Here is an 18,705-nt window from a genome sequence, read left to right as displayed (position 1 = left end):
GGGCCGCAATGCGCGGAGACACTGCGCATGGCTGAGTTGCCGGTCATCCTGCTGCCGGTCGGGCACGATGACGACGCGCTCGATGCGTGTCTGGCCGCGCTCGATGCCGGTACGCCTGCGGGCACGCGGATCTGGCTCGCCGACGATGCGCGTATTGGCCCGCGTGGCGCGGAGATCGTGCAGCGCTGGCTCGCCAGCACGCCGTTGCAGGCCGACTACACCTGCCGCCAACGCTCGATCGGCGAGGTCGCGCATCTCGACGACGTGCTGCGCGCCTGCGGCGACGCCGATGTCATCGTGCTCGCACCTGACGCGATTCCCGCGCCGGGCTGGGCCAATGCACTCGCAGCCTGCTTCGCGCGCGATGCGTCGATCGCGACGGCGACGCCGTGGTGCAACGCTGGCGAGTCCGCAGCCTGGCCGCGGATCGGCGAGATCAATCCAGTGCCCGATGCGCCGTCGCGTCTCGCGCGTGCCTGCCAAGCGCTGCCGCCGCTGTATCCCGAACTGCCGGCCGCGATCGGGCATGCGGTCCTGCTGCGCGGCAATGCGCGACGCAAGGCCGGCGGCCTCGATGCGTCGAGCTACCGCTCCTGGTACGCCGCGCTGATCGACCTGTCGCTGCGCATGGCCGGCCTGGGCTGGCGCAATGCGCTGTGCGAGACCGCATTCGTCGCGCGCGGCGGCGAGGGCGGTCCGGCCGACGGCGACATGGACGCGCTCGCGGTGCGCTGGCCGGCGTGGCATTCGCGGCTCGCGACCTTCCTGATGCAGGACCCGCTGTACGCGACGCGCGTCGCGTTGCAGCGCGGCTTCGATGCGCTGGAGAACGCGCCGGCGCAGCAGCAACTCTTTGAAGCGGACGACGCGGCTGATGCGGTCGATGACGCGTCCCCGGTCGCCGTGTCCCATCCGGACGACGACGGCACCATACACACTGCACCCGACGCAGCGGACAATGTGTCTTTCACCGAAGACGCGCTGCCCAAGTGACCGCTGCAAATTCCGCCACGCCCGACATCGTCGCCGTCGTCGTCACCCATCGCAGCGGCAGCACGATCGACGCCTGTCTGACGCGCCTGCGCGCGGCCGACGGCGTCGCGCAGATCCGCGTCGTCGACAACGCGTCTGATGACACGACGCTGGCCATCGTGCAGCGGCACGCCTCGCTCGATCCGCGCGTGCACTTCATCGGCAATCCCGACAATCCCGGCTTCGCCGTCGCCTGCAACCAGGGTGCGCGCGATGGTGACGCGCCGTGGATCGCCTTCGTCAACCCGGATTGCCTCGTAGATGCCGATTCGCTCGCGCGCCTGCGCATGCATGCCGATGCCCTGGCCGCGCCGTGTCTGCTCGGCACCGAACTCGTCGGCGAAGATGGCGCGCGCGATCCCGCCGCGCGTCGCCGCGATCCGGAATTCGCCGCGATGCTGCGCGATCCGCAGGCCCGTGTGCTCGCTGTGCCGCGCGATGCCGCGCAGCCGCTGCAACGCGTGCAGGCGATCTCCGGCGCGCTGATGCTGCTGCCGCGCACGCTGTTCGACCGCATCGACGGTTTCGACACCGGCTACCGGCTGCATGCCGAAGACCTGGACCTGTGCCGGCGCGCGCGCGAGGCGGGTGCGGTGATCGCGGTCGCCAACGACATCGCTGTGCTGCACGTGCGCGGCGTCTCCAGCCGCTCGCGGCCGGTGTTCGTCGAATGGCACAAGCATCGCGGCCTGTGGCGCTACTTCCAGCGCTTCGAGGCCGCGCACCGCAACTGGCCGCAACGCGTCGCGGTGTGGGCGATGATCTGGGCGCGGTTCCCGATCGCGGTGCTGCGCCGCGCCGTGCAGGCGGCAGGCTGACCGATGGCCGCGATTGCCTCCCTGCTCGACACCGATCTGTACAAGTTCACGATGATGCAGGCGGTGCTGCACCAGCACCCCAGCGCGGTCGTGCAGTACCGCTTCAAGTGCCGTACGCCCGGCATCGATCTGGCGCAGTTCATCGAGGAGATCGATGCGGAGATCGATGCGCTGTGCGCGCTGCGCTTCAGCGCGGACGAACTGGCATACGTGCGCGCGCTCCGATTCGTGAAGCCGGATTTCGCCGACTTCCTCGGCCTGTTCCATCTCGATCGCAAGTACATCGAGCTGCGCGCGTCGACCGATGTGCCGGGCGAGATCGAACTCAGGATCACCGGGCCGTGGCTGCATACGATCCTGTTCGAAGTGCCGCTGCTGGCGATCATCAACGAGGTCTGGTTCCGCAACACCACGCAGGCCGATTTCGCCGAAGGCGAGCGCCGTCTGCAGGCCAAGGCTGCGTTGCTGCGCGACGTCGCCGGTTATGAAGACTGCCGGATCGCCGACTACGGCACGCGGCGCCGTTACTCGCAGCACTGGCACGGCCACATGCTGCCGCTGCTGCGCGATGCGCTGGGTGACCAGTTCGTCGGCACCAGCAACGTCCACTTCGCGCGCATTCATGGCATGACGCCGCACGGCACGATGGCGCACGAGTATCTGCAGGCGTTCCAGGCGCTCGGGCCGCGGCTGCGGGATTCGCAGGTCGTGGCACTGGATTCGTGGGCGCACGAATATCGCGGCGATCTCGGTATCGCACTGTCGGATGTCGTCGGGCTGGATGCGTTCCTGCGCGATTTCGACATGTACTTCTGCAAACTCTTCGACGGCGTGCGCCACGACTCGGGCGATCCCTTCGTCTGGGGCGACCGGATGCTCGCGCACTTCGCCGACAACCGCGTAGATCCGTCGAGCAAGATCCTGGTCTTCAGCGACGGCCTCGATATCGACAAGGTCAAACGCCTGCACGCCTACTTCCGCGGCCGCTGCAAACTGGCCTTCGGCGTCGGCACGCATCTGACCAATGATCTCGGGCCGACACCGCTGAGCATCGTCATCAAGATGGTCCGCTGCAACGGCCAGCCGGTGGCCAAGCTCAGCGATTCGCCGGGCAAAAGCATGTGCGACGACCCGGGCTATCTGACCTATCTGCGCCAGGTGTTCGGACTGCCGGCCGACACCGCGGCCTGATCGCCGCACACGAAACCCGCGCGGGTTTCATCGGGATGACATGGGGCTGCGGTGGAATACGCGGTTGCGGCGTACCGCGCCGTGTTCCTCCATCGTCCGGATTCCGCATGACCCTCCACGTTGCTTCTTCCCGGCACGCGCGCCGCGCGTCCTGCTCCGTCCTGTTGCTGGCCCTGATGGGCAGCGCATACGCCACCGATCGCGATGACGGCCGCGCTTGGCGCGCCGGGGACCACCACGTCCATAGCGAGTGGAGTGTCGACTGGGATACGACCACAACGCCGCCGACGCCGATCCGTGGCGGCGATTCGCCGTACTCGCGCACGCGCAATGCCGAGGAGGCACGTCGCCACGGTCTGGTGTGGATGGTGCACACCGATCACGGCGGCCCGAACCATTCGGCGGTGACGCACGATTCGGCGTGGCCGGCGCTGCAGCAGGCGCGCAACGATGTGCCGGAGGTCCTGCAGTTCCACGGCATGGAGTTCGACGTTCCGGCCGGCGAACACGCTTCGCTGATCATGGCGCCGGGCGCGCACGAGAACACGATGCTGGTCGATCTGGAGCGGCGTTTCAGCCGCCGCGAAGTGGACGACGACGCGCGCGACACGCCGGAGGCGATGCTCGCCGCGCTGCGCCACATGCAGGCGCAGCAGCCGCAGCCGCTGATGTTCGTCAATCATCCGGCGCGTACCGCGACCGGGATCGGCGTCTGGGGCAAGGTCGACCCGCAGGAACTGCGCAATTGGCAGGACGCCGCGCCGGACGTCCTCGTCGGCATGGAAGGCGCGCCGGGCCATCAGGCCGACCGCCGCCATCGCGGGCTGTATCGCAACGATGCGGCGAAGACCTGGGGCGGCTTCGACCAGATGACCGCGCAGCTCGGCGGTGTGTGGGACACGCTGCTCGCCGAAGGCCGCCGCTTCTGGATCACCTCGACGTCGGATTCGCATCGCAACATCGACATGGGCGGCGCGGACTTCTGGCCCGGCCAGTACAGCAAGACCTACGTGCTGGCGCGCCACGACAGCGCGGACATCTTCGAAGGCCTGCGGAACGGGCGCATGTTCGCGGTGACCGGCGACCTGATCGACACGCTCGATCTGCAGGTCGAAGCCGAAGGCTCGGCGCCGGCCACGATGGGCGGCACGCTGCAGGCCGCTGCCGGTGCGCAGCTGACGGTGCGCGTGTCGGTCACGGTGCCCGACGGCGCCAATTTCAACGGCGACCGCAATGCGATCGACCACATCGACGTGATCGCCGGGCAGGCGTCCGCCGACGGTACGCCGGACATGAGCGTCCACACCGTGCGCGCCGCGCAGTGGCAGCAGACCGGCAACCGCATCGCATTCGACTTCACGCTGCCGGCGCCGGAGACGCGGGGTTTCGTGCGCGTGCGCGGCACGTCGAACACACAGATCGAGCCGACCCCGGACGCTGCCGGTGAGGATCCGTGGCAGGACCTGTGGTTCTACTCGAATCCGGTGTTCGTCGAGGTTGCGCGCTGAGGCTTTTGGCGCAAGCCAACGAAACCAAAAGATGGGGCACCTCTCCCTCTGGGAGAGGTCGGCGCGCGGAGCGCGTCGGGTGAGGGCAGGAAATCACAGACGGTTTCCACCGCACGCGCGCGATAAAGCCGCCCTCACCCCAACCCCTCTCCCCGGGGGAGAGGGGCTCTGACCTGCAGGTTCGTCTGGAGCTTGCGCGTGCTCAGCGATGCCGGTTGATCGCATCCCGCAACGTGCGCGCCTCGCGCGCCGCCGCGTCCGCGTAGTCGTCGCCGTTCGACGCGTAAAGGATCGCGCGTGAGGAACTGACCATCAGGCCGGTGCCGTCGGCGGTCTTCGCATGCGTGACCACCGCTTCGACATCGCCGCCCTGCGCGCCGACACCCGGCACCAGGAACGGCATGTCGCCGACGATCGCGCGCACTTCGCGCAGCTGCTCCGGCCAGGTCGCACCGACGACCAGCGACACGTTGCCGTGGCCGTTCCAGTCACGCGCGACGGTTTCAGCGACGTGCTGGTACAGCGGACGCGTGCCACCGGCATGCGCAACCGGCAGGTCCTGCAGATCGGCCGCGCCCGGATTCGAGGTGCGGCACAGGATCACGACGCCCTTGTCGCTGCGGTCGAGGAACGGCTGCACCGAATCACGACCGAGGTAGGGATTCACCGTCACCGCATCGGCCCCGAATCGCTCGAAGGCCTCAGTGACGTAGCGCTGCGCGGTGCTGCCGATGTCGCCGCGCTTGGCGTCGAGGATCACCGGCACGCCCGGGTGTGTGGCATGCAGATGCGCGATCAGCCGTTGCAACGCGTCTTCGGCGCCGAGCGCGGCGAAGTGCGCGATCTGCGGCTTGAACGCGCAGGCGTACTCGGCGGTCGCATCGGCGATGTCGCGGCAGAACGCGAACACCGCATCGGAATCGTTGGCGAAACGCGCGGGGAACTTCGCCGGTTCGGGGTCGAGACCGACGCAGACGAGCGTGTCGGCGGACTGCCAGCGCGCACGCAGCGCCTGCATGAAGGTGTGCGTCATGGAACGGCTCTCAGGTGACGATGATCGGCGCGCCGTGAGTGACGACGACCGTGTGTTCGAACTGCGCCCCGAAGCCCTTCGGGCAGATCAGCGACCAGCCGTCGTCCAGATCTTCGGTGCGTGTGGCGTGGGTCGCCAGGAAGGGCTCGACCGTGATCACCATGCCGTCGTGCAGGCGGCGGGTGTCACGGGGATCGAAATAGCCGGGAATCGACCCGGGCGCTTCGTGCAGCGCGCGACCGACGCCGTGGCTCTGCAGATTGCGGATGATGCGGAAACCACGGCGCGCGGCGACGGTCTCGATGGTGCGGCCGATGCTGCTGAGCAGTTCGCCCGCACGCAGCTGGGCGATGGCGGCATCGCGCGCTTCGCGCGTCGCATCGAGCAGACGCTGCTGCGCCGCGCTCGCGGTGCCGACGACGAAGCTCGCGCCGGTGTCGGCGAAGAAACCGTCCAGTTCAGCAGACACGTCGATGTTGACCAGATCGCCTTCGCGCAGCGGCGTCGCGTCAGGGATGCCGTGGGCGACGACGCGATTGACGCTGATGCAGGTCGCAGCCGGGAAGCCGTAGGTCAGCACCGGCGCGGACTGTGCGCCGGCGTCGTGCAGCATGTCGGCGCCGATAGCGTCGAGCTCGCGCGGCGTCGTGCCGGTCACTGCCTGCTCGCGCATCGTCGACAGGATGCGCGCGACGAGTGCGCCGGCGCGCTTGAGGCCTTCGAGTTCTTCCAGGGTCTGGATGGTCATCTGTGGGTCCTCATGGAAAAAAATCAGTGGCTTCTATTTTCTCGACCGTCATTCCCGCGTAGGCGGGATACGTTTTTCAACAGCCGAATGGCTGATCATCCATGGATGTCAGGCCGATATCAAAGGCACTGGATGATCAGCCATTCGGCTGTTGAGCAGCGCTTCCCGCCTGCGCGGGGATGACGATCCGGCAAAGCCGCGCCTGTGGTGCAGGCGCGGGCCGGATCTGTCACTTCAGCGCCTTGAACCGCAGACGCTTCGGACCCGCGTCGTCGCCCATGCGGCGGCGCTTGTCTTCTTCGTACTCGCGGTAGTTGCCCTGGAAGAACTCGACGTGGCTGTCGCCTTCGAACGCGATGATGTGCGTGGCGATGCGGTCGAGGAACCAGCGGTCATGCGAGATCACGAACGTGTTCCCGGGGAATTCCAGCAGCGCGTCTTCGAGCGAGCGCAGGGTTTCGATGTCGAGATCGTTCGACGGTTCGTCGAGCAGCAGCACGTTGCCGCCCTGCAGCAGGGTCTTGGCCATGTGCAGACGACCGCGCTCACCACCCGACAGCGAGCCCACCAGCTTCTGCTGGTCCTGGCCCTTGAAGTTGAAGCGGCCGATGTAGGCGCGCGACTGGATCTCGACGCCGTTGATGTTGAGGATGTCGAGACCGCCGGAGATCTCCTGGAAGACGTTGTGGTTGCCCTCCAGCGCATCGCGGCTCTGGTCGACGTAGGACAGCTGCACGGTCGGACCGACGACGATCTGGCCCGAATCCGGCTTTTCCTGCCCGGTGATCATCTTGAACAGCGTGGACTTGCCCGCGCCGTTCGGACCGATGATGCCGACGATCGCGCCCGGCGGAATGATCATCGACAGGTCGTCGATCAGCAGGCGGTCGCCGAACTTCTTGGTAACGCCCTTGAACTCCATCACCGCATTGCCCAGACGCTCGCCCGGCGGGATGAAGAGTTCGTTGGTCTCGTTGCGCTTCTGGTAGTCCACCGACTGCAGTTCTTCCAGTCGGGCCAAACGCGCCTTGCCCTTGGTGCGGCCGCCCTTGGCGTTCTGGCGCGACCACTCCAGTTCCTTCTGGATCGCCTTCTGGCGTGACTTTTCCTGGTTGTCTTCCTGCTTCAGGCGCTCGTCCTTCTGGGTCAGCCACTCGGTGTAGTTGCCCTTCCACGGGATGCCGCGGCCGCGATCGAGTTCGAGGATCCACTCGGCCGCGTTGTCGAGGAAGTAACGGTCATGGGTGACCGCCACGACGGTGCCGGTGTAGCGCGCGAGGAACTGCTCCAGCCATTCCACCGACTCGGCGTCGAGATGGTTGGTCGGTTCGTCGAGCAGCAGCATGTCCGGCTTCTGCAGCAGAAGGCGGCACAGTGCGACGCGGCGCTTCTCGCCGCCCGACAGGTTGCCGACCTTGGCTTCCCACGGCGGCAGGCGCAGCGCATCGGCGGCCACGTCCAGCTGGTTCTCCAGCGTGTGCGCATCGCCCGCGGCGAGGATCGCCTCCAGGCGCTCCTGTTCCTTGGCCAGCGCGTCGAAATCGGCGCCTTCCTCGGCGTAGGCGTCGTAGACCTTGTCGAGCGCAGCCTGGGCCTGCAGCACTTCGCCCACGCCTTCCTCGACCGCTTCGCGGACCGTCATCTCCGGATCGAGTTCGGGTTCCTGCGCCAGATAGCCGACCTTGGTGCCGGCCTGCGCGCGGGCTTCGCCTTCGAAATCCGAATCCACGCCGGCCATGATCTTCAGCACGGTGGACTTGCCCGAGCCGTTGAGGCCCAGCAGACCGATCTTCGCGCCCGGGAAGAACGACAGCGAGATGTCCTTGATGATCTGCCGCTTCGGCGGGACCACCTTGGACACGCGGTTCATGGTGTAGATGTATTGCGACATGGGGGCTCCGGTTGTGCCGGCCCGCGCCGGGGCCCGGTCGGGCGGCGTCGGGGGAGGAAGGGATGGCGACGATTATAACGGCTCGCGCCCGGCGGGGCCGCGCGCCGGGCGGGCCGGCGCTACAATGGCCGGCCTCGCCGTTCACTGTTCCGGAGCCATCGATGTTCCAGCGCGACGCCCGTCTCGAAAGCTACGATCCCGAACTCGCCCAGGCCATCGCGAACGAGGTCCGACGCCAGGAAGACCACGTCGAGCTGATCGCCTCGGAGAACTACTGCAGCGCGCTGGTGATGGAGGCGCAGGGCAGCCAGCTGACCAACAAGTACGCCGAAGGCTATCCGGGCAAGCGCTATTACGGTGGCTGCGAGTACGTCGATATCGCCGAGCAGCTCGCGATCGACCGTCTCAAGCAGCTGTTCGATGCCGACTACGCGAACGTGCAGCCGCATTCGGGCTCGCAGGCCAATCAGGCCGTCTACTTCGCGCTGCTGCAGCCGGGCGACACCATCCTCGGCATGTCGCTGGCGCACGGCGGTCATCTGACCCACGGCGCCAAGGTCAACGCATCGGGCAAGCTGTTCAATGCGATCCAGTACGGCGTCGACGATTCCGGCCTGATCGATTACGACGAAGTCGAGCGCCTTGCGGTCGAGCACAAGCCGAAGATGGTCGTCGCCGGCTTCTCCGCGTATTCGCAGGTCGTCGACTGGGCGCGCTTCCGCGCGATCGCCGACAAGGTGGGCGCGTACCTGTTCGTCGACATGGCGCACGTCGCCGGTCTTGTCGCGGCGGGCGTCTATCCGACGCCGGTGCCGCACGCGCACGTTGTCACTTCGACCACGCACAAGACCCTGCGCGGTCCGCGTGGCGGCATCATCGTGGCCAGCCAGCAGGGCGCCGGCGAGCAGTTCGACGAGATCGCCAAGAAGCTGCAGTCGATCGTGTTCCCCGGCATCCAGGGCGGTCCGCTGATGCACGTGATCGCCGGCAAGGCGGTCGCGTTCAAGGAAGCGCTGGAGCCCGCGTTCAAGACCTACCAGCAGCAGGTGGTCAAGAACGCGCAGGCGATGGCCAAGGTCATCATCGAGCGCGGCTACAAGATCGTGTCGGGCGGCACTGAGAACCATCTGATGCTGGTCGACATGATCGGCAAGGACGTCAGCGGCAAGGACGCGGAAGAAGCCCTCGGTCGCGCCCATATCACCGTCAACAAGAACTCGGTGCCCAACGATCCGCGCAAGCCCTTCGTGACCTCGGGCCTGCGCCTGGGCACGCCGGCGGTGACCACGCGCGGTTACGTCGAGCAGGACTGCACCGATCTCGCCCACTGGATCTGCGACGTGCTCGATGCACCGAAGGACGAAGGCGTCATCGCCACCGTGCGCGACAAGGTCGCCGCGCAGTGCGCGAAGTATCCGGTGTATGGCTGAGGTGCCGGGATTCGGAATGCGGGACTCGGGATTGGCGAAGTGCCAACTCCCGGAGATTTCCGCTGTTTCGAATCCTGAACCCCCACTCCCGAATCTCCACGCCTGATGCATTGCCCCTTCTGCCAGCACACCGACACCCGCGTGATCGATTCGCGCGTGTCCGAGGACGGCGCGACGATCCGTCGCCGTCGCGAGTGCGAAGCGTGCGGGGAACGTTTCAGCACGCTGGAGACGATCGAGCTCAAGCTGCCGACGATCATCAAGGGCGACGGGCGGCGTGAGCCTTTCGATGCGCGCAAGCTGCGCCTGAGCATGGATCGCGCGCTGCACAAGCGGCCGGTGTCGGAAGAGCAGATCGAAGCGACGGTGCGCGCGGTCGTGCACCACCTGCGCATGACAGCCGAACGCGAGGTGTCCTCGCGCCGGGTCGGCGAATTCGTCATCGCGGAACTGCGCAAGCTCGACCACGTCGGCTTCGTGCGGTTCGCGTCCGTGTACCGCTCGTTCGAGGACGTCGCCGATTTCCGCGAAGAACTCGACCGGCTCGAGCGCGATCTGCCGGGCGATGGCCAGCTGCCGTTGCTCGAAGGCGAGACGGTGCCGGCAGGCAAGGGCTCGCGCAGGCGCTGAGCGGGGCTCGGTCGCAAGTTCTGTTCTCTGCGTCCGCGATCATCCTCTGCGCACCGTTGCAGCATTCGCGTTCTGCGCATCCATCCCGCTCGTGATCGAACACGCTGTCAGGAGAGCCTCAGATGACCGATTTCACCGCCGACGACCATCGCTTCATGGCGCAGGCGTTGCGCCTGGCCGAACGTGGGGCGTGGACGACGCGGCCCAATCCGATGGTCGGCTGTGTCCTCGTCGCCAGCGGCGAGGTGGTCGGTGAGGGGTTCCATGTGCAGAAGGGCGGCCCGCATGCGGAAGTGGTCGCGCTGCAGGCGGCCGGCGACCGTGCGCGGGGCGCGACGGCGTACGTGACCCTGGAGCCCTGCGCGCATACCGGCAGCACCGGGCCGTGTGCCGACGCGCTGATCGCGGCCGGGGTGTCGCGGGTGGTCGCCGCGATGCGCGATCCGTTCCCGCAGGTCGACGGTGCCGGCTTCGATCAGCTGCGCGCGGCGGGCATCGAGGTCGAATCCGGGCTGATGGAGACGCAGGCGCGTGCGCTCAATCGCGGCTTCCTGTCGCGCATCGAACGCGGACGGCCGTGGCTGCGGATCAAGCTGGCCTGCAGCATCGACGGACGCACCGCGATGGCGAACGGCGATTCGAAATGGATCAGCGGCGATGCGTCGCGCGCGGATGTCATGCGCTGGCGTGCACGTGCCGGCGCGCTGTTGACCGGCAGTGGCACGGTGCTGGCGGACGATCCGCAGCTGACCGTGCGCCTCAACGAAGACACGCCGTTCGCGGTGCCGCTGCGCGTGGTGCTGGACGCGGGCCTGGCGACGATCGCGCGCGGCAACGTGCGCGACGGCGCGGCGCCGACGCTGTACGTGCACGCGCACGACACCAAGGTGCCGCACGGCTTCGACGCGCCGCGGGTCTCGATGCCACGCGGCGCCGACGGCCAGCTCGACCTGCACGCGGTGCTGGCGACGCTGGGCGAGGGCGGCATCAACGAGATCCAGGTCGAAGCCGGCGCGACCCTGTCAGGCGCGTTCCTGCGCGCGGGCCTCGTCGACGAACTGCTGCTCTACGTCGCGCCGATGTTGCTGGGCGAGCGCGGTCGACCGCTGTTCGACGGCCTGGGCATCGACACGATGGCGCAGCGGCTGCATCTGCAGACGATCGAGACGCGCCAGGTGGGCGACGACCTGCGTCTGCTGCTGCGGCCGAAGCCGGCTTCGTGATGCGTTTCGGAAAATGTCCGCTTTTCGTATGAGCTGTCCGATCCGTTTCTAGCGTGGCCGTCAGCCGGAACGGGCCCCGAAGGGCCCGTTCCATGACAGCTGCAGGACTGGATCAGAAGCTCGCGCGCACACCCACCTGGAACTGGGTGGTGTCGCTGTACTTTTCGACTTCGCCGACCAAGCCCCACGTGCGGGTCAGGTTGATCTGGCCACCGAGCACACCGAAGAAGTTGTCGTCGAGATCCTCGCCATCCGCATAACCGGCCTTGATCCACGCTTCGGTCTTCGGCGACGGCTTGCCGCGCAGGCCGGCGGTGCCGCGCCACAGGTTGACGTGGTCGCGGATGGTCTCGCGGAACGTTCCGGTACGCAGATCGGATTCCACGCCCAGGCGCACGTAGGCGATGTCGGCAGTGAAGTCGAGGCGATCGGCGACGTCCATGCGATAGCCGATGCCGATCTCCGCCTCGTCGACCGTCAATTCCGCATTGATGGTAGAGGCGCGCCAGGTCTTGCTGACCTCCGAGTAGCCACCGAACACATAGGTCGTCGGGGCGACCGCAAACGAGCCGCGGATGTAGCCGCCATCGCCCTTGTCGAGGAAGTCGTCTTCGATCTGCAGCTGGGTCCAGCCAGCTTCAACGAAGGTATAGCTGGGCATGTCAGCCGCGGTGGCAGCGCACGGCAGTGCGGCCAGCAAGCTGGCCAGAAGGATACTCCGCATTGAAAATGTCTCCGGTCAATGAAATCCATGTCGCCCGGCCATTGCGGCGGGGCAAAAGCGACGTACTTGTCGCGGCGCGGATTCTATCGTTTTCTTCGCGGGGCGCCAGATGGTGCAAAGTTGAACCGTGTGTGCAATGAAGCGTCCCGGGTTCGCGGGCAGCCGTGCAACGGCGCGCTGCTAGAATGCGCAGGCCGGCCTTGCCGGCAACACACAATCGAATGTCTTCGGGGCGGGGTGGAAGTCCCCACCGGCGGTAGGCGCGGCGACGCGCGAGCCCGCGAGCGCTGCCGGCACACGCCGGCGGGTCAGCAGATCCGGTCGAACTCCGGAGCCGACGGTCAGAGTCCGGATGCGAGAAGACGACCTCATGCGTGGCCTTCCGGCCGTGCACGCTGTCGCGTCCCGGACCGTTCCCTTTCGGCTTGACCGTGCGGGTGCGCCCTGTGCGGACGGAGGCAGCGACATGTTCACCGGACTGATCGAAGGCGTCGGACGCCTGGTTTCCACCGAGTCGCGTGGCGGCGATGCGCGGCTGCGCATCGCGGTCGGCACGCTGCCCTTCGACGGCGTGGCGATGGGCGAGAGCATCGCGGTCAATGGCGTTTGCCTGACCGTGGTCGCGTTCGACGACGCGCATTTCGAGGCCGATGCCTCGACCGAAACCCTGTCGCTGACCACGCTCGGCGCGCTGGCGCCGGGCCGTGCGGTGAACCTGGAACGCGCGATGCGCCCGACCGATCGCCTTGGCGGCCATATGGTCAGCGGTCATGTCGACGGCGTCGGCAGCGTCGCTTCGGTGCACGACGATGCGCGCGCGCAGCGCTGGCGCTTCGATGCGCCGGCCGCGCTGCTGAAGTACGTCGCGCACAAGGGCTCGATCTGCGTCGACGGCGTCAGCCTGACGGTCAACGCCGTCGATGCCACCGGCTTCGAGGTCGCGCTGGTGCCGCACACCGTCGCGCATACCGCGTTCGGCAGCACGCCTGTCGGCGAGGCGGTGAATCTGGAAGTGGATCTCGTCGCGCGTTACGTCGAGCGTCTGCTCAGTGCGGGCGTCGTTTCTGCGGGAGCGTCGGCATGAACTTCGCCCCCGTCCCCGAACTGCTGGAAGAGATCCGCCAGGGCCGCATGGTGGTCATCGTCGATGACGAGGACCGCGAGAACGAGGGCGATCTGATCATGGCCGCCGAGCTGGTCAAGCCGTCGGACATCAACTTCATGGTCACCCACGGTCGCGGCCTGGTGTGCCTGCCGGTGACGCCCAGCCGCGCCGCGCAGCTGGGTCTGGCGCCGATGGTCCGCGCGAACACCGCGCAGTTCCAGACCAACTTCACGGTGAGCATCGAGGCCGCTGAAGGCGTGACCACCGGCATTTCGGCGCACGACCGTGCGCATACGATCCGCACCGCGGTGAAGGCGAATGCCAAGCCCGAGGATCTGCACCAGCCGGGCCACATCTTCCCGCTGGTCGCCCAGCCCGGCGGTGTGCTGACCCGCGCCGGTCACACGGAAGCCGGCGTCGACCTGGCAATGCTCGCCGGTCTCGAGCCGGCCGGCGTGCTGGTCGAGATTCTCAATCCCGACGGCAGCATGGCGCGCCGTCCGGAACTGGAGGTCTTCGCCCGCGAGCACGGCCTGAAGATGGGCTCGATCGCCGATCTCATCGCCCATCGCCTCGCCACCGAGCACACCGTCGAGCGCATCGACGAGCGCGAGATCGAGACCGAATTCGGCGCCTTCCATCTGGTGACGTATCGCGACCGCATCGCCCACGAGCTGCATTTCGCACTGGTGCGCGGTACGCCCGACGCCGACACGCCCACGCTGGTGCGCGTGCAGGTGGAGAACCCGCTCGCCGATCTGCTGCACTGGCGCCGCGACGATTTCGGCGTGGCCGGCAGCGATGCGCTGCGCGCGATCGCCGAGGCAGGGCAGGGCGTGATGGTGGTGCTGTCGGCGCCGCGTGACTCCGACGCCCTGCTGGCGCGCCTGCGCAAGGAAACCGTGGTCCGGCCGCCGGGCAAGGACAAGGACGTGGGCCAGTGGCGTCGCAATGGCGCGGGCGCGCAGATCCTCGCCGATCTCGGCCTCGGCCGGCTGCGCGTACTGGGCACGCCGCGCAAGCAGGTGGGCCTGGCCGGCTATGGCCTCGAAGTCGTCGAATACGTCACGGCCTGACCCACGTTAAACTGACCGGCCTTGCGTGAATCCCCGATGCCCATGAGCTACATCGAAGGCGACCTGCGCGCCCCGGCCGGCGCGCGTTACGCGATCGTCGCCAGCCGCTGGAACCCCAAGATCACCGACGCCTTGATCGCCGGCGCGCGCAAGGCTTTCGCCGATCACGGCGTCGCCGAGGACGCGGTCGACGTGATCCGCGTGCCGGGTGCCTGGGAGATCCCGGTGGTTTGCGCGCGGCTCGCTGCCGCCGGCGCACACGCCGCGCTGCTGGGCCTGGGCTGCGTGGTGCGCGGTGACACGCGCCACTACGAGCAGGTGGCCGACGGCTGCAGCGACGCGCTGATGCGCGTGGCGCTCGACAGCCGGGTGCCGGTCGCCAATGGCGTCCTCGCGGTCGAGGACTACGTCGACGCCGAAAAGCGGGCCGGTGGCAGCCACGGCAACAAGGGCGAAGAAGCGGCGCTGGTCGCCATCGAAATGAGCAACCTGTTGGACAAGATCGGATGAACCAGACCCGCAAACCCCATGGTGTCGACCCGGTGCTGCGCTCGCGCGCGCGCCGCCGCGCGCTGCAGGCCATCTACGCGATGCAGATGTCGGGCACCGAGCCGCGCGAGATCGTCGCCCAGTTCGCGCACGAGCAGGCCAAGGAAATCGCCGATCTCGCGTACTTCGAGGATCTGGTCCACGGCGTGGGCACGCGCTACCGCGAACTCGACGCGTCGCTGGCGCCGTTCCTCGACCGCACGATCGAAGAAGTCGATCCGATCGAGCGCGCGATGCTGCGCATTGCCGCCTACGAACTGCAGCACCGCATCGACGTGCCGTATCGCGTCGTCATCGACGAGGCGCTGAAGACGGTCAAGCGTTTCGGTTCCGAACACGGCCACACCTACGTCAACGGCGTGCTCGACCGCGCCGCGGCGGAATGGCGCGCGCCGGAAGTCGGCGCGCTGCGCGGGCGTTGAGCCCCGCACGGCTGCAATGGCCGGCGAGTTCGACCTGATCGACCGCATCCGCGCGCGCATCGTCGCGCGCGACGACGTGGTGCTGGGCATCGGCGACGATGCCGCGCTGCTGCAGCCGCCCGCCGGCATGCAGCTCGTCGTGGCGATGGACACGCTCAATGCCGGCATCCATTTCCCGCATGACACCGTTCCGGCCGACATCGGCTGGAAAGCGCTGGCGGTGAACCTGTCCGATCTCGCGGCGATGGGCGCCACGCCGGCGTGGTGCACGTTGTCGCTGTCACTGCCCGAACCGGATGTCGCGTGGGTGGATGCGTTTCTGGATGGTTTCGACGCGCTCGCGCGTCAGCATGCGGTGGCGCTGGTCGGCGGCGACACCACGCGCGGGCCGCTGTCGGTGTGCGTGACCGTGTTCGGCTTTGTTTCCCCTGACCGCGCGCTGCGGCGCGACGGCTCGCGTGTCGGCGACGATGTCTGGGTCAGCGGCACGCCGGGCGACGCCGCAGCGGCGCTCGCGCAATGGTCGTCAGGGCGCGCGCGTGATCCGGCGTTGCGCGCTCGGCTTGACCGGCCGACACCGCGGGTCGCGCTCGGTCTGCGTCTCTCCGGTTTCGCGAATGCCGCGATCGATATTTCCGATGGTCTACTGGCCGATCTCGCCCACGTCTGCCGCGCCAGCGCCGTGTGCGCCGAGATCGACATCGATGCGTTGCCGGTGTCGGATGCGCTGCGCGCCGCTGCGTCCGAACCGGACACGCGTCGCACGCTGCAGGCGAGTGGTGGCGACGATTACGAGCTCTGCTTCACCGCGCCGGTGTCGCGTCGTGCTGCGATTGCTGCCGCTGCGCTGGATGCGGGTGTGTCGGTGAGCCGGATCGGGCGCCTCGTCGAGGGGCAGGGCGTCGTCGCGACTGCGGGCGGCGCGCTCTGGGCGCCGGTGCGCGCTGGTTGGGATCACTTCGCCGGGTGAAGCGCTCCGTCGGCTGAGATCGGGCATGCCGGGTTGGCATTGCGGATGTTGGTCTGGTTCTGGTTGTGGTTCTGCGGCAGCGTCTGCGGCGCTTTGGCTCCGGCTTTGGCGTTGGCTTTGGCTTTGGCTCTGGCTTTGGCTTTTGACTTGAATCGAGCCGTCCGGCGAAGGGGGTTTTTGGTTCCCTTTTTGGCCCGTCAAAAAGGAACTCGCACGCGCAGCGGGCGAAAGCCCTGCACTTGCTGTTTGCTTCTCAGCTTTGGCGTTGAATCTTTCTCTTCGCCAGACGAATCGTTCGCAGAGCGAAGATCAAGGACAGGGCTTCCGCGCTGTCGCGCGGCTTACTTTTGTCTTGGCAAAAGTAAGCAAAACCGTCTTCGCCGGACGCGATCCGCCGCGATACAGCCGCGGCGGTCCCCTGTGCTTCTCGGTCGACGGGGCACGCAGCCCAAACTCGCTGCGCTCAGACATGGGCTGCTCTTCGACCCCGCCGCCCTGCGATGCTCGGCTCGCTTTACGGCTCGATTGAAATCAAAGGCTGAAAGCCAAAGCCAAAGCCAAAGCCAAAGCCGAAGCCGAAGCCGAAGCCAAAGCCAAAGCCAAAGCCGAAGCCGAAGCCGAAGCCAAAGCCGAGGCCGAAGAAAGAACTAGGCCAGAGCCTGGCCGCCGCCAAAGCAAGCCCACGACGAAACGAACAATCGAACACCAAGCAGAGTCGCGTCCCGCCAGGACGGATCAATCATCCGCGCGAAACGCATCCTCGATCCACCGCAGCGTCGGCGCATCGGCATCGCCGCTCGCTTCCACCACATCGAACCGGCACGGCAGATCCCGCAGCCCACGTTCGCGCATCAGGAACTGCTGCGCAGCCAGCACCAGTCTCCGGCGTTTGCCGGCATCGATCGAGGCCGCGCCACCACCGAACGCCGCGGTGCGGCGATGGCGGACTTCGACGAACACAACGACGCGTGACGCGCCGCGTGCGTCGAGCATCACCAGATCGAGTTCGCCGCCGCGGAAACCGATGTTCGCGGCGAGGGGGCGCAGGCCGGCGGCCTGCAGGTGCGCGGCCGCTGCCCGCTCGACGGCAGCGCCATCGCGCCGCCGGTCGTTCAACCGCCGGCGTCCGCCTGCGGCACCACGTAGCCGTTGCGCCAGGTGGCCCATGCGGGCTGGCGCATGACGTTGCCGTCGCCGGCGATGCGCAGCATGCCGGTCGCGCCGCCGATGGCGGAGTCCGGCGTGCGGGCGAGATGTTCCAGATAGCCGCTCAGCAGCCAGGCATCGAAACCGAACGCGAACAGACGCGCGGCGCCGCCACGCGCGGTCGGCAGGTCGCGCGAGACCTCGGTGAGAGGCGGCAGCGAACGCGCGCTGGCGCCGGTCGACCAGCTTTCGGTCGGGAACACGATGCCGTCGAGAATCTGGTCTTCTTCCGCCTTGCCGGTGCCCTGTGCGAGCAGCGAGCTGCCCACGCGCGGGCGCGTGGCGAGACCGGCGACCGACAGCTGCGGCGCCAGCACGCGGGCCTGGTTGCCGCGGATCGCGAGATACACCGCGTCCACACCGGCGCCGCCGGCCAGCGCGTTCTGCAGCGCCGGCGTCTGGTCGACAGGGGTGTCACCGATGATCGCGAGCGTCGCCACGACGCTGCCGCCGTTCTGGGCCAGGCGCGCGGTCAGCGCATCGACGCTGCGACGCGCGGCGTCTTCGCCGTTGCTCAGCACCAGCACGTTGCGCGCGTTGCGCTTGAGCAGGTACTGCGCGGCGGCGTCGCCTTCATCTTCGGGCGCCAGCGAGAACGCGGCTGCGTTGCCCGGCGCCTGCACGGAGCCGCGGTTGAGCGCGATCACCGGCACCTGCGCGGGGCTATGGAACAGCGCGTCGACTTCCTCGCGGCCGAGCGGACCGACAACCTGGTCGGCGCCCTCGGCGATCGCGCGGCTGTAGGCGTTCGCGGTGCCGGCCGCGGTGCCGGCGGTGTCGTAGAACGCGAGTTCGGGCCGCTCACGGCGCTCGCCGTAGTAACCGGCCAGCAGGCCATCGCGCACCGGCGCGGCGGCGGTCGCGAGTGCGCCGCTCATCGGCAGCAGCACGGCGAGCTTGCGCGGCGGGCGGTAGCCATCGCGCTCGGCGGCGGGGCGGGTGTCGTCGAAGGTCCAGCGACCCGGCGCGGCCGGGGCTTCCGACGGTGCGGCGACCGGGCCGGCGCTGCCGGTAGTCTGCACGGTCGCGCAGTTGGCGAGCACCGCGGCCAGCGCAGCGCCGGCGAGCAGGCGCAGAGCGCGGGGCGGCGCACCGACGGCGCGCGTCGTGCGCGTGCGGGCGTTCGAAGGCTGGGCCGTTGCTGCCATG

The 18,705-nt window shown here is 68.0% G+C and carries 18 protein-coding genes, 1 pseudogene and 1 riboswitch; of the genes and pseudogenes, 12 read left to right on the top strand and 7 right to left on the bottom strand.

Going from position 1 to position 18,705, the window contains the following annotated elements; genetic code table 11:
• Positions 1–27: 27 nt before the first annotated feature.
• The 4 genes and pseudogenes from LU699_RS04880 to LU699_RS04865 form a co-directional block, all read left to right on the top strand.
• Positions 28–861, top strand: a pseudogene (locus LU699_RS04880) (glycosyltransferase family 2 protein); the annotation flags it as partial.
• Positions 862–989: 128 nt separating this feature from the next.
• Positions 990–1,850, top strand: coding sequence for a glycosyltransferase family 2 protein (locus LU699_RS04875; protein ID WP_232134275.1), 861 nt, complete (start codon positions 990–992; stop codon positions 1,848–1,850).
• Between the two features lie 3 nt (positions 1,851–1,853).
• Positions 1,854–3,041, top strand: coding sequence for a nicotinate phosphoribosyltransferase (gene pncB, locus LU699_RS04870; protein ID WP_232134276.1), 1,188 nt, complete (start codon positions 1,854–1,856; stop codon positions 3,039–3,041).
• 107 nt (positions 3,042–3,148) lie between these two features.
• Complete coding sequence (locus tag LU699_RS04865; RefSeq protein WP_232134277.1) at positions 3,149–4,549, top strand: CehA/McbA family metallohydrolase domain-containing protein; 1,401 nt, start codon at positions 3,149–3,151, stop codon at positions 4,547–4,549.
• A 202-nt stretch (positions 4,550–4,751) separates the two neighbouring features.
• On the opposite strand, the gene pyrF is transcribed toward LU699_RS04865, so the two are convergent.
• From pyrF to ettA, 3 genes are all read right to left on the bottom strand, one after another.
• On the bottom strand, positions 4,752–5,582 hold the full coding sequence (gene pyrF, locus LU699_RS04860; protein ID WP_232580499.1) for an orotidine-5'-phosphate decarboxylase: 831 nt from the start codon (positions 5,580–5,582) through the stop codon (positions 4,752–4,754).
• 10 nt (positions 5,583–5,592) lie between these two features.
• Positions 5,593–6,330, bottom strand: coding sequence for a type I methionyl aminopeptidase (gene map / locus LU699_RS04855; protein ID WP_232134279.1), 738 nt, complete (start codon positions 6,328–6,330; stop codon positions 5,593–5,595).
• A gap of 229 nt (positions 6,331–6,559) precedes the next feature.
• The gene (gene ettA, locus LU699_RS04850) at positions 6,560–8,221 is read right to left on the bottom strand and encodes an energy-dependent translational throttle protein EttA (protein WP_232134280.1); all 1,662 of its coding nucleotides are present in this window, start codon (positions 8,219–8,221) and stop codon (positions 6,560–6,562) included.
• A gap of 161 nt (positions 8,222–8,382) precedes the next feature.
• Here ettA and glyA point away from each other — a divergent pair, with 161 nt between their 5' ends.
• The 3 genes from glyA (at position 8,383) to ribD (ending at position 11,504) form a co-directional block, all read left to right on the top strand.
• Positions 8,383–9,651 (top strand): serine hydroxymethyltransferase, encoded by a 1,269-nt coding sequence (gene glyA, locus LU699_RS04845; protein ID WP_232134281.1) that lies wholly within the window; start codon positions 8,383–8,385, stop codon positions 9,649–9,651.
• Positions 9,652–9,756: 105 nt separating this feature from the next.
• The gene (gene nrdR, locus LU699_RS04840) at positions 9,757–10,281 is read left to right on the top strand and encodes a transcriptional regulator NrdR (protein WP_232134282.1); all 525 of its coding nucleotides are present in this window, start codon (positions 9,757–9,759) and stop codon (positions 10,279–10,281) included.
• Between the two features lie 122 nt (positions 10,282–10,403).
• On the top strand, positions 10,404–11,504 hold the full coding sequence (gene ribD / locus LU699_RS04835; protein ID WP_232134283.1) for a bifunctional diaminohydroxyphosphoribosylaminopyrimidine deaminase/5-amino-6-(5-phosphoribosylamino)uracil reductase RibD: 1,101 nt from the start codon (positions 10,404–10,406) through the stop codon (positions 11,502–11,504).
• A 112-nt stretch (positions 11,505–11,616) separates the two neighbouring features.
• Here the strand turns inward: ribD and LU699_RS04830 are convergent, their stop codons facing one another.
• Positions 11,617–12,228 carry a hypothetical protein gene (locus LU699_RS04830; RefSeq protein ID WP_232134284.1) on the bottom strand — a complete coding sequence of 204 codons (612 nt, stop codon included), beginning with the start codon at positions 12,226–12,228 and terminating at the stop codon, positions 11,617–11,619.
• Positions 12,229–12,447: 219 nt separating this feature from the next.
• Positions 12,448–12,596, top strand: a riboswitch (FMN riboswitch).
• A gap of 98 nt (positions 12,597–12,694) precedes the next feature.
• On the opposite strand from LU699_RS04830, the gene LU699_RS04825 reads away from it, so the two are divergent.
• From LU699_RS04825 to thiL, 5 genes are read left to right on the top strand one after another with little or no spacing between them, the layout of a single operon-like run.
• Positions 12,695–13,312 (top strand): riboflavin synthase, encoded by a 618-nt coding sequence (locus tag LU699_RS04825; protein WP_232134285.1) that lies wholly within the window; start codon positions 12,695–12,697, stop codon positions 13,310–13,312.
• On the top strand, positions 13,309–14,409 hold the full coding sequence (ribB, locus tag LU699_RS04820) for a 3,4-dihydroxy-2-butanone-4-phosphate synthase (protein ID WP_232134286.1): 1,101 nt from the start codon (positions 13,309–13,311) through the stop codon (positions 14,407–14,409). The genes LU699_RS04825 and ribB overlap by 4 nt, the downstream gene beginning before the upstream one ends.
• Before the next feature lie 42 nt (positions 14,410–14,451).
• Positions 14,452–14,919 (top strand): 6,7-dimethyl-8-ribityllumazine synthase, encoded by a 468-nt coding sequence (gene ribH / locus LU699_RS04815; protein ID WP_232134287.1) that lies wholly within the window; start codon positions 14,452–14,454, stop codon positions 14,917–14,919.
• Positions 14,916–15,380 carry a transcription antitermination factor NusB gene (nusB, locus tag LU699_RS04810; protein ID WP_232147929.1) on the top strand — a complete coding sequence of 155 codons (465 nt, stop codon included), beginning with the start codon at positions 14,916–14,918 and terminating at the stop codon, positions 15,378–15,380. Before ribH ends, nusB begins: the two co-directional genes overlap by 4 nt.
• A 16-nt stretch (positions 15,381–15,396) precedes the next feature.
• Positions 15,397–16,350 (top strand): thiamine-phosphate kinase, encoded by a 954-nt coding sequence (gene thiL, locus LU699_RS04805; RefSeq protein WP_232134289.1) that lies wholly within the window; start codon positions 15,397–15,399, stop codon positions 16,348–16,350.
• Positions 16,351–16,864: 514 nt separating this feature from the next.
• Here thiL and LU699_RS04800 read toward each other — a convergent pair.
• Genes LU699_RS04800 through LU699_RS04790 form a run of 3 tightly spaced genes read right to left on the bottom strand, consistent with a single transcriptional unit; the run spans position 16,865 to position 18,704 of the window.
• Positions 16,865–17,056, bottom strand: a complete 192-nt coding sequence (locus LU699_RS04800; RefSeq protein ID WP_232580498.1) for a hypothetical protein — start codon at positions 17,054–17,056, stop codon at positions 16,865–16,867.
• A gap of 29 nt (positions 17,057–17,085) precedes the next feature.
• On the bottom strand, positions 17,086–17,466 hold the full coding sequence (locus LU699_RS04795; RefSeq protein WP_232134291.1) for a YraN family protein: 381 nt from the start codon (positions 17,464–17,466) through the stop codon (positions 17,086–17,088).
• The gene (locus LU699_RS04790; RefSeq protein ID WP_232147931.1) at positions 17,463–18,704 is read right to left on the bottom strand and encodes a penicillin-binding protein activator; all 1,242 of its coding nucleotides are present in this window, start codon (positions 18,702–18,704) and stop codon (positions 17,463–17,465) included. The genes LU699_RS04795 and LU699_RS04790 overlap by 4 nt, the downstream gene beginning before the upstream one ends.
• Between the last annotated feature and the right edge of the window lies 1 nt (position 18,705).

The organism is Luteimonas fraxinea (assembly GCF_021233355.1).
Classification (GTDB): domain Bacteria; phylum Pseudomonadota; class Gammaproteobacteria; order Xanthomonadales; family Xanthomonadaceae; genus Luteimonas; species Luteimonas fraxinea.
This window is presented reverse-complemented; position numbering and strand designations above follow the sequence as displayed.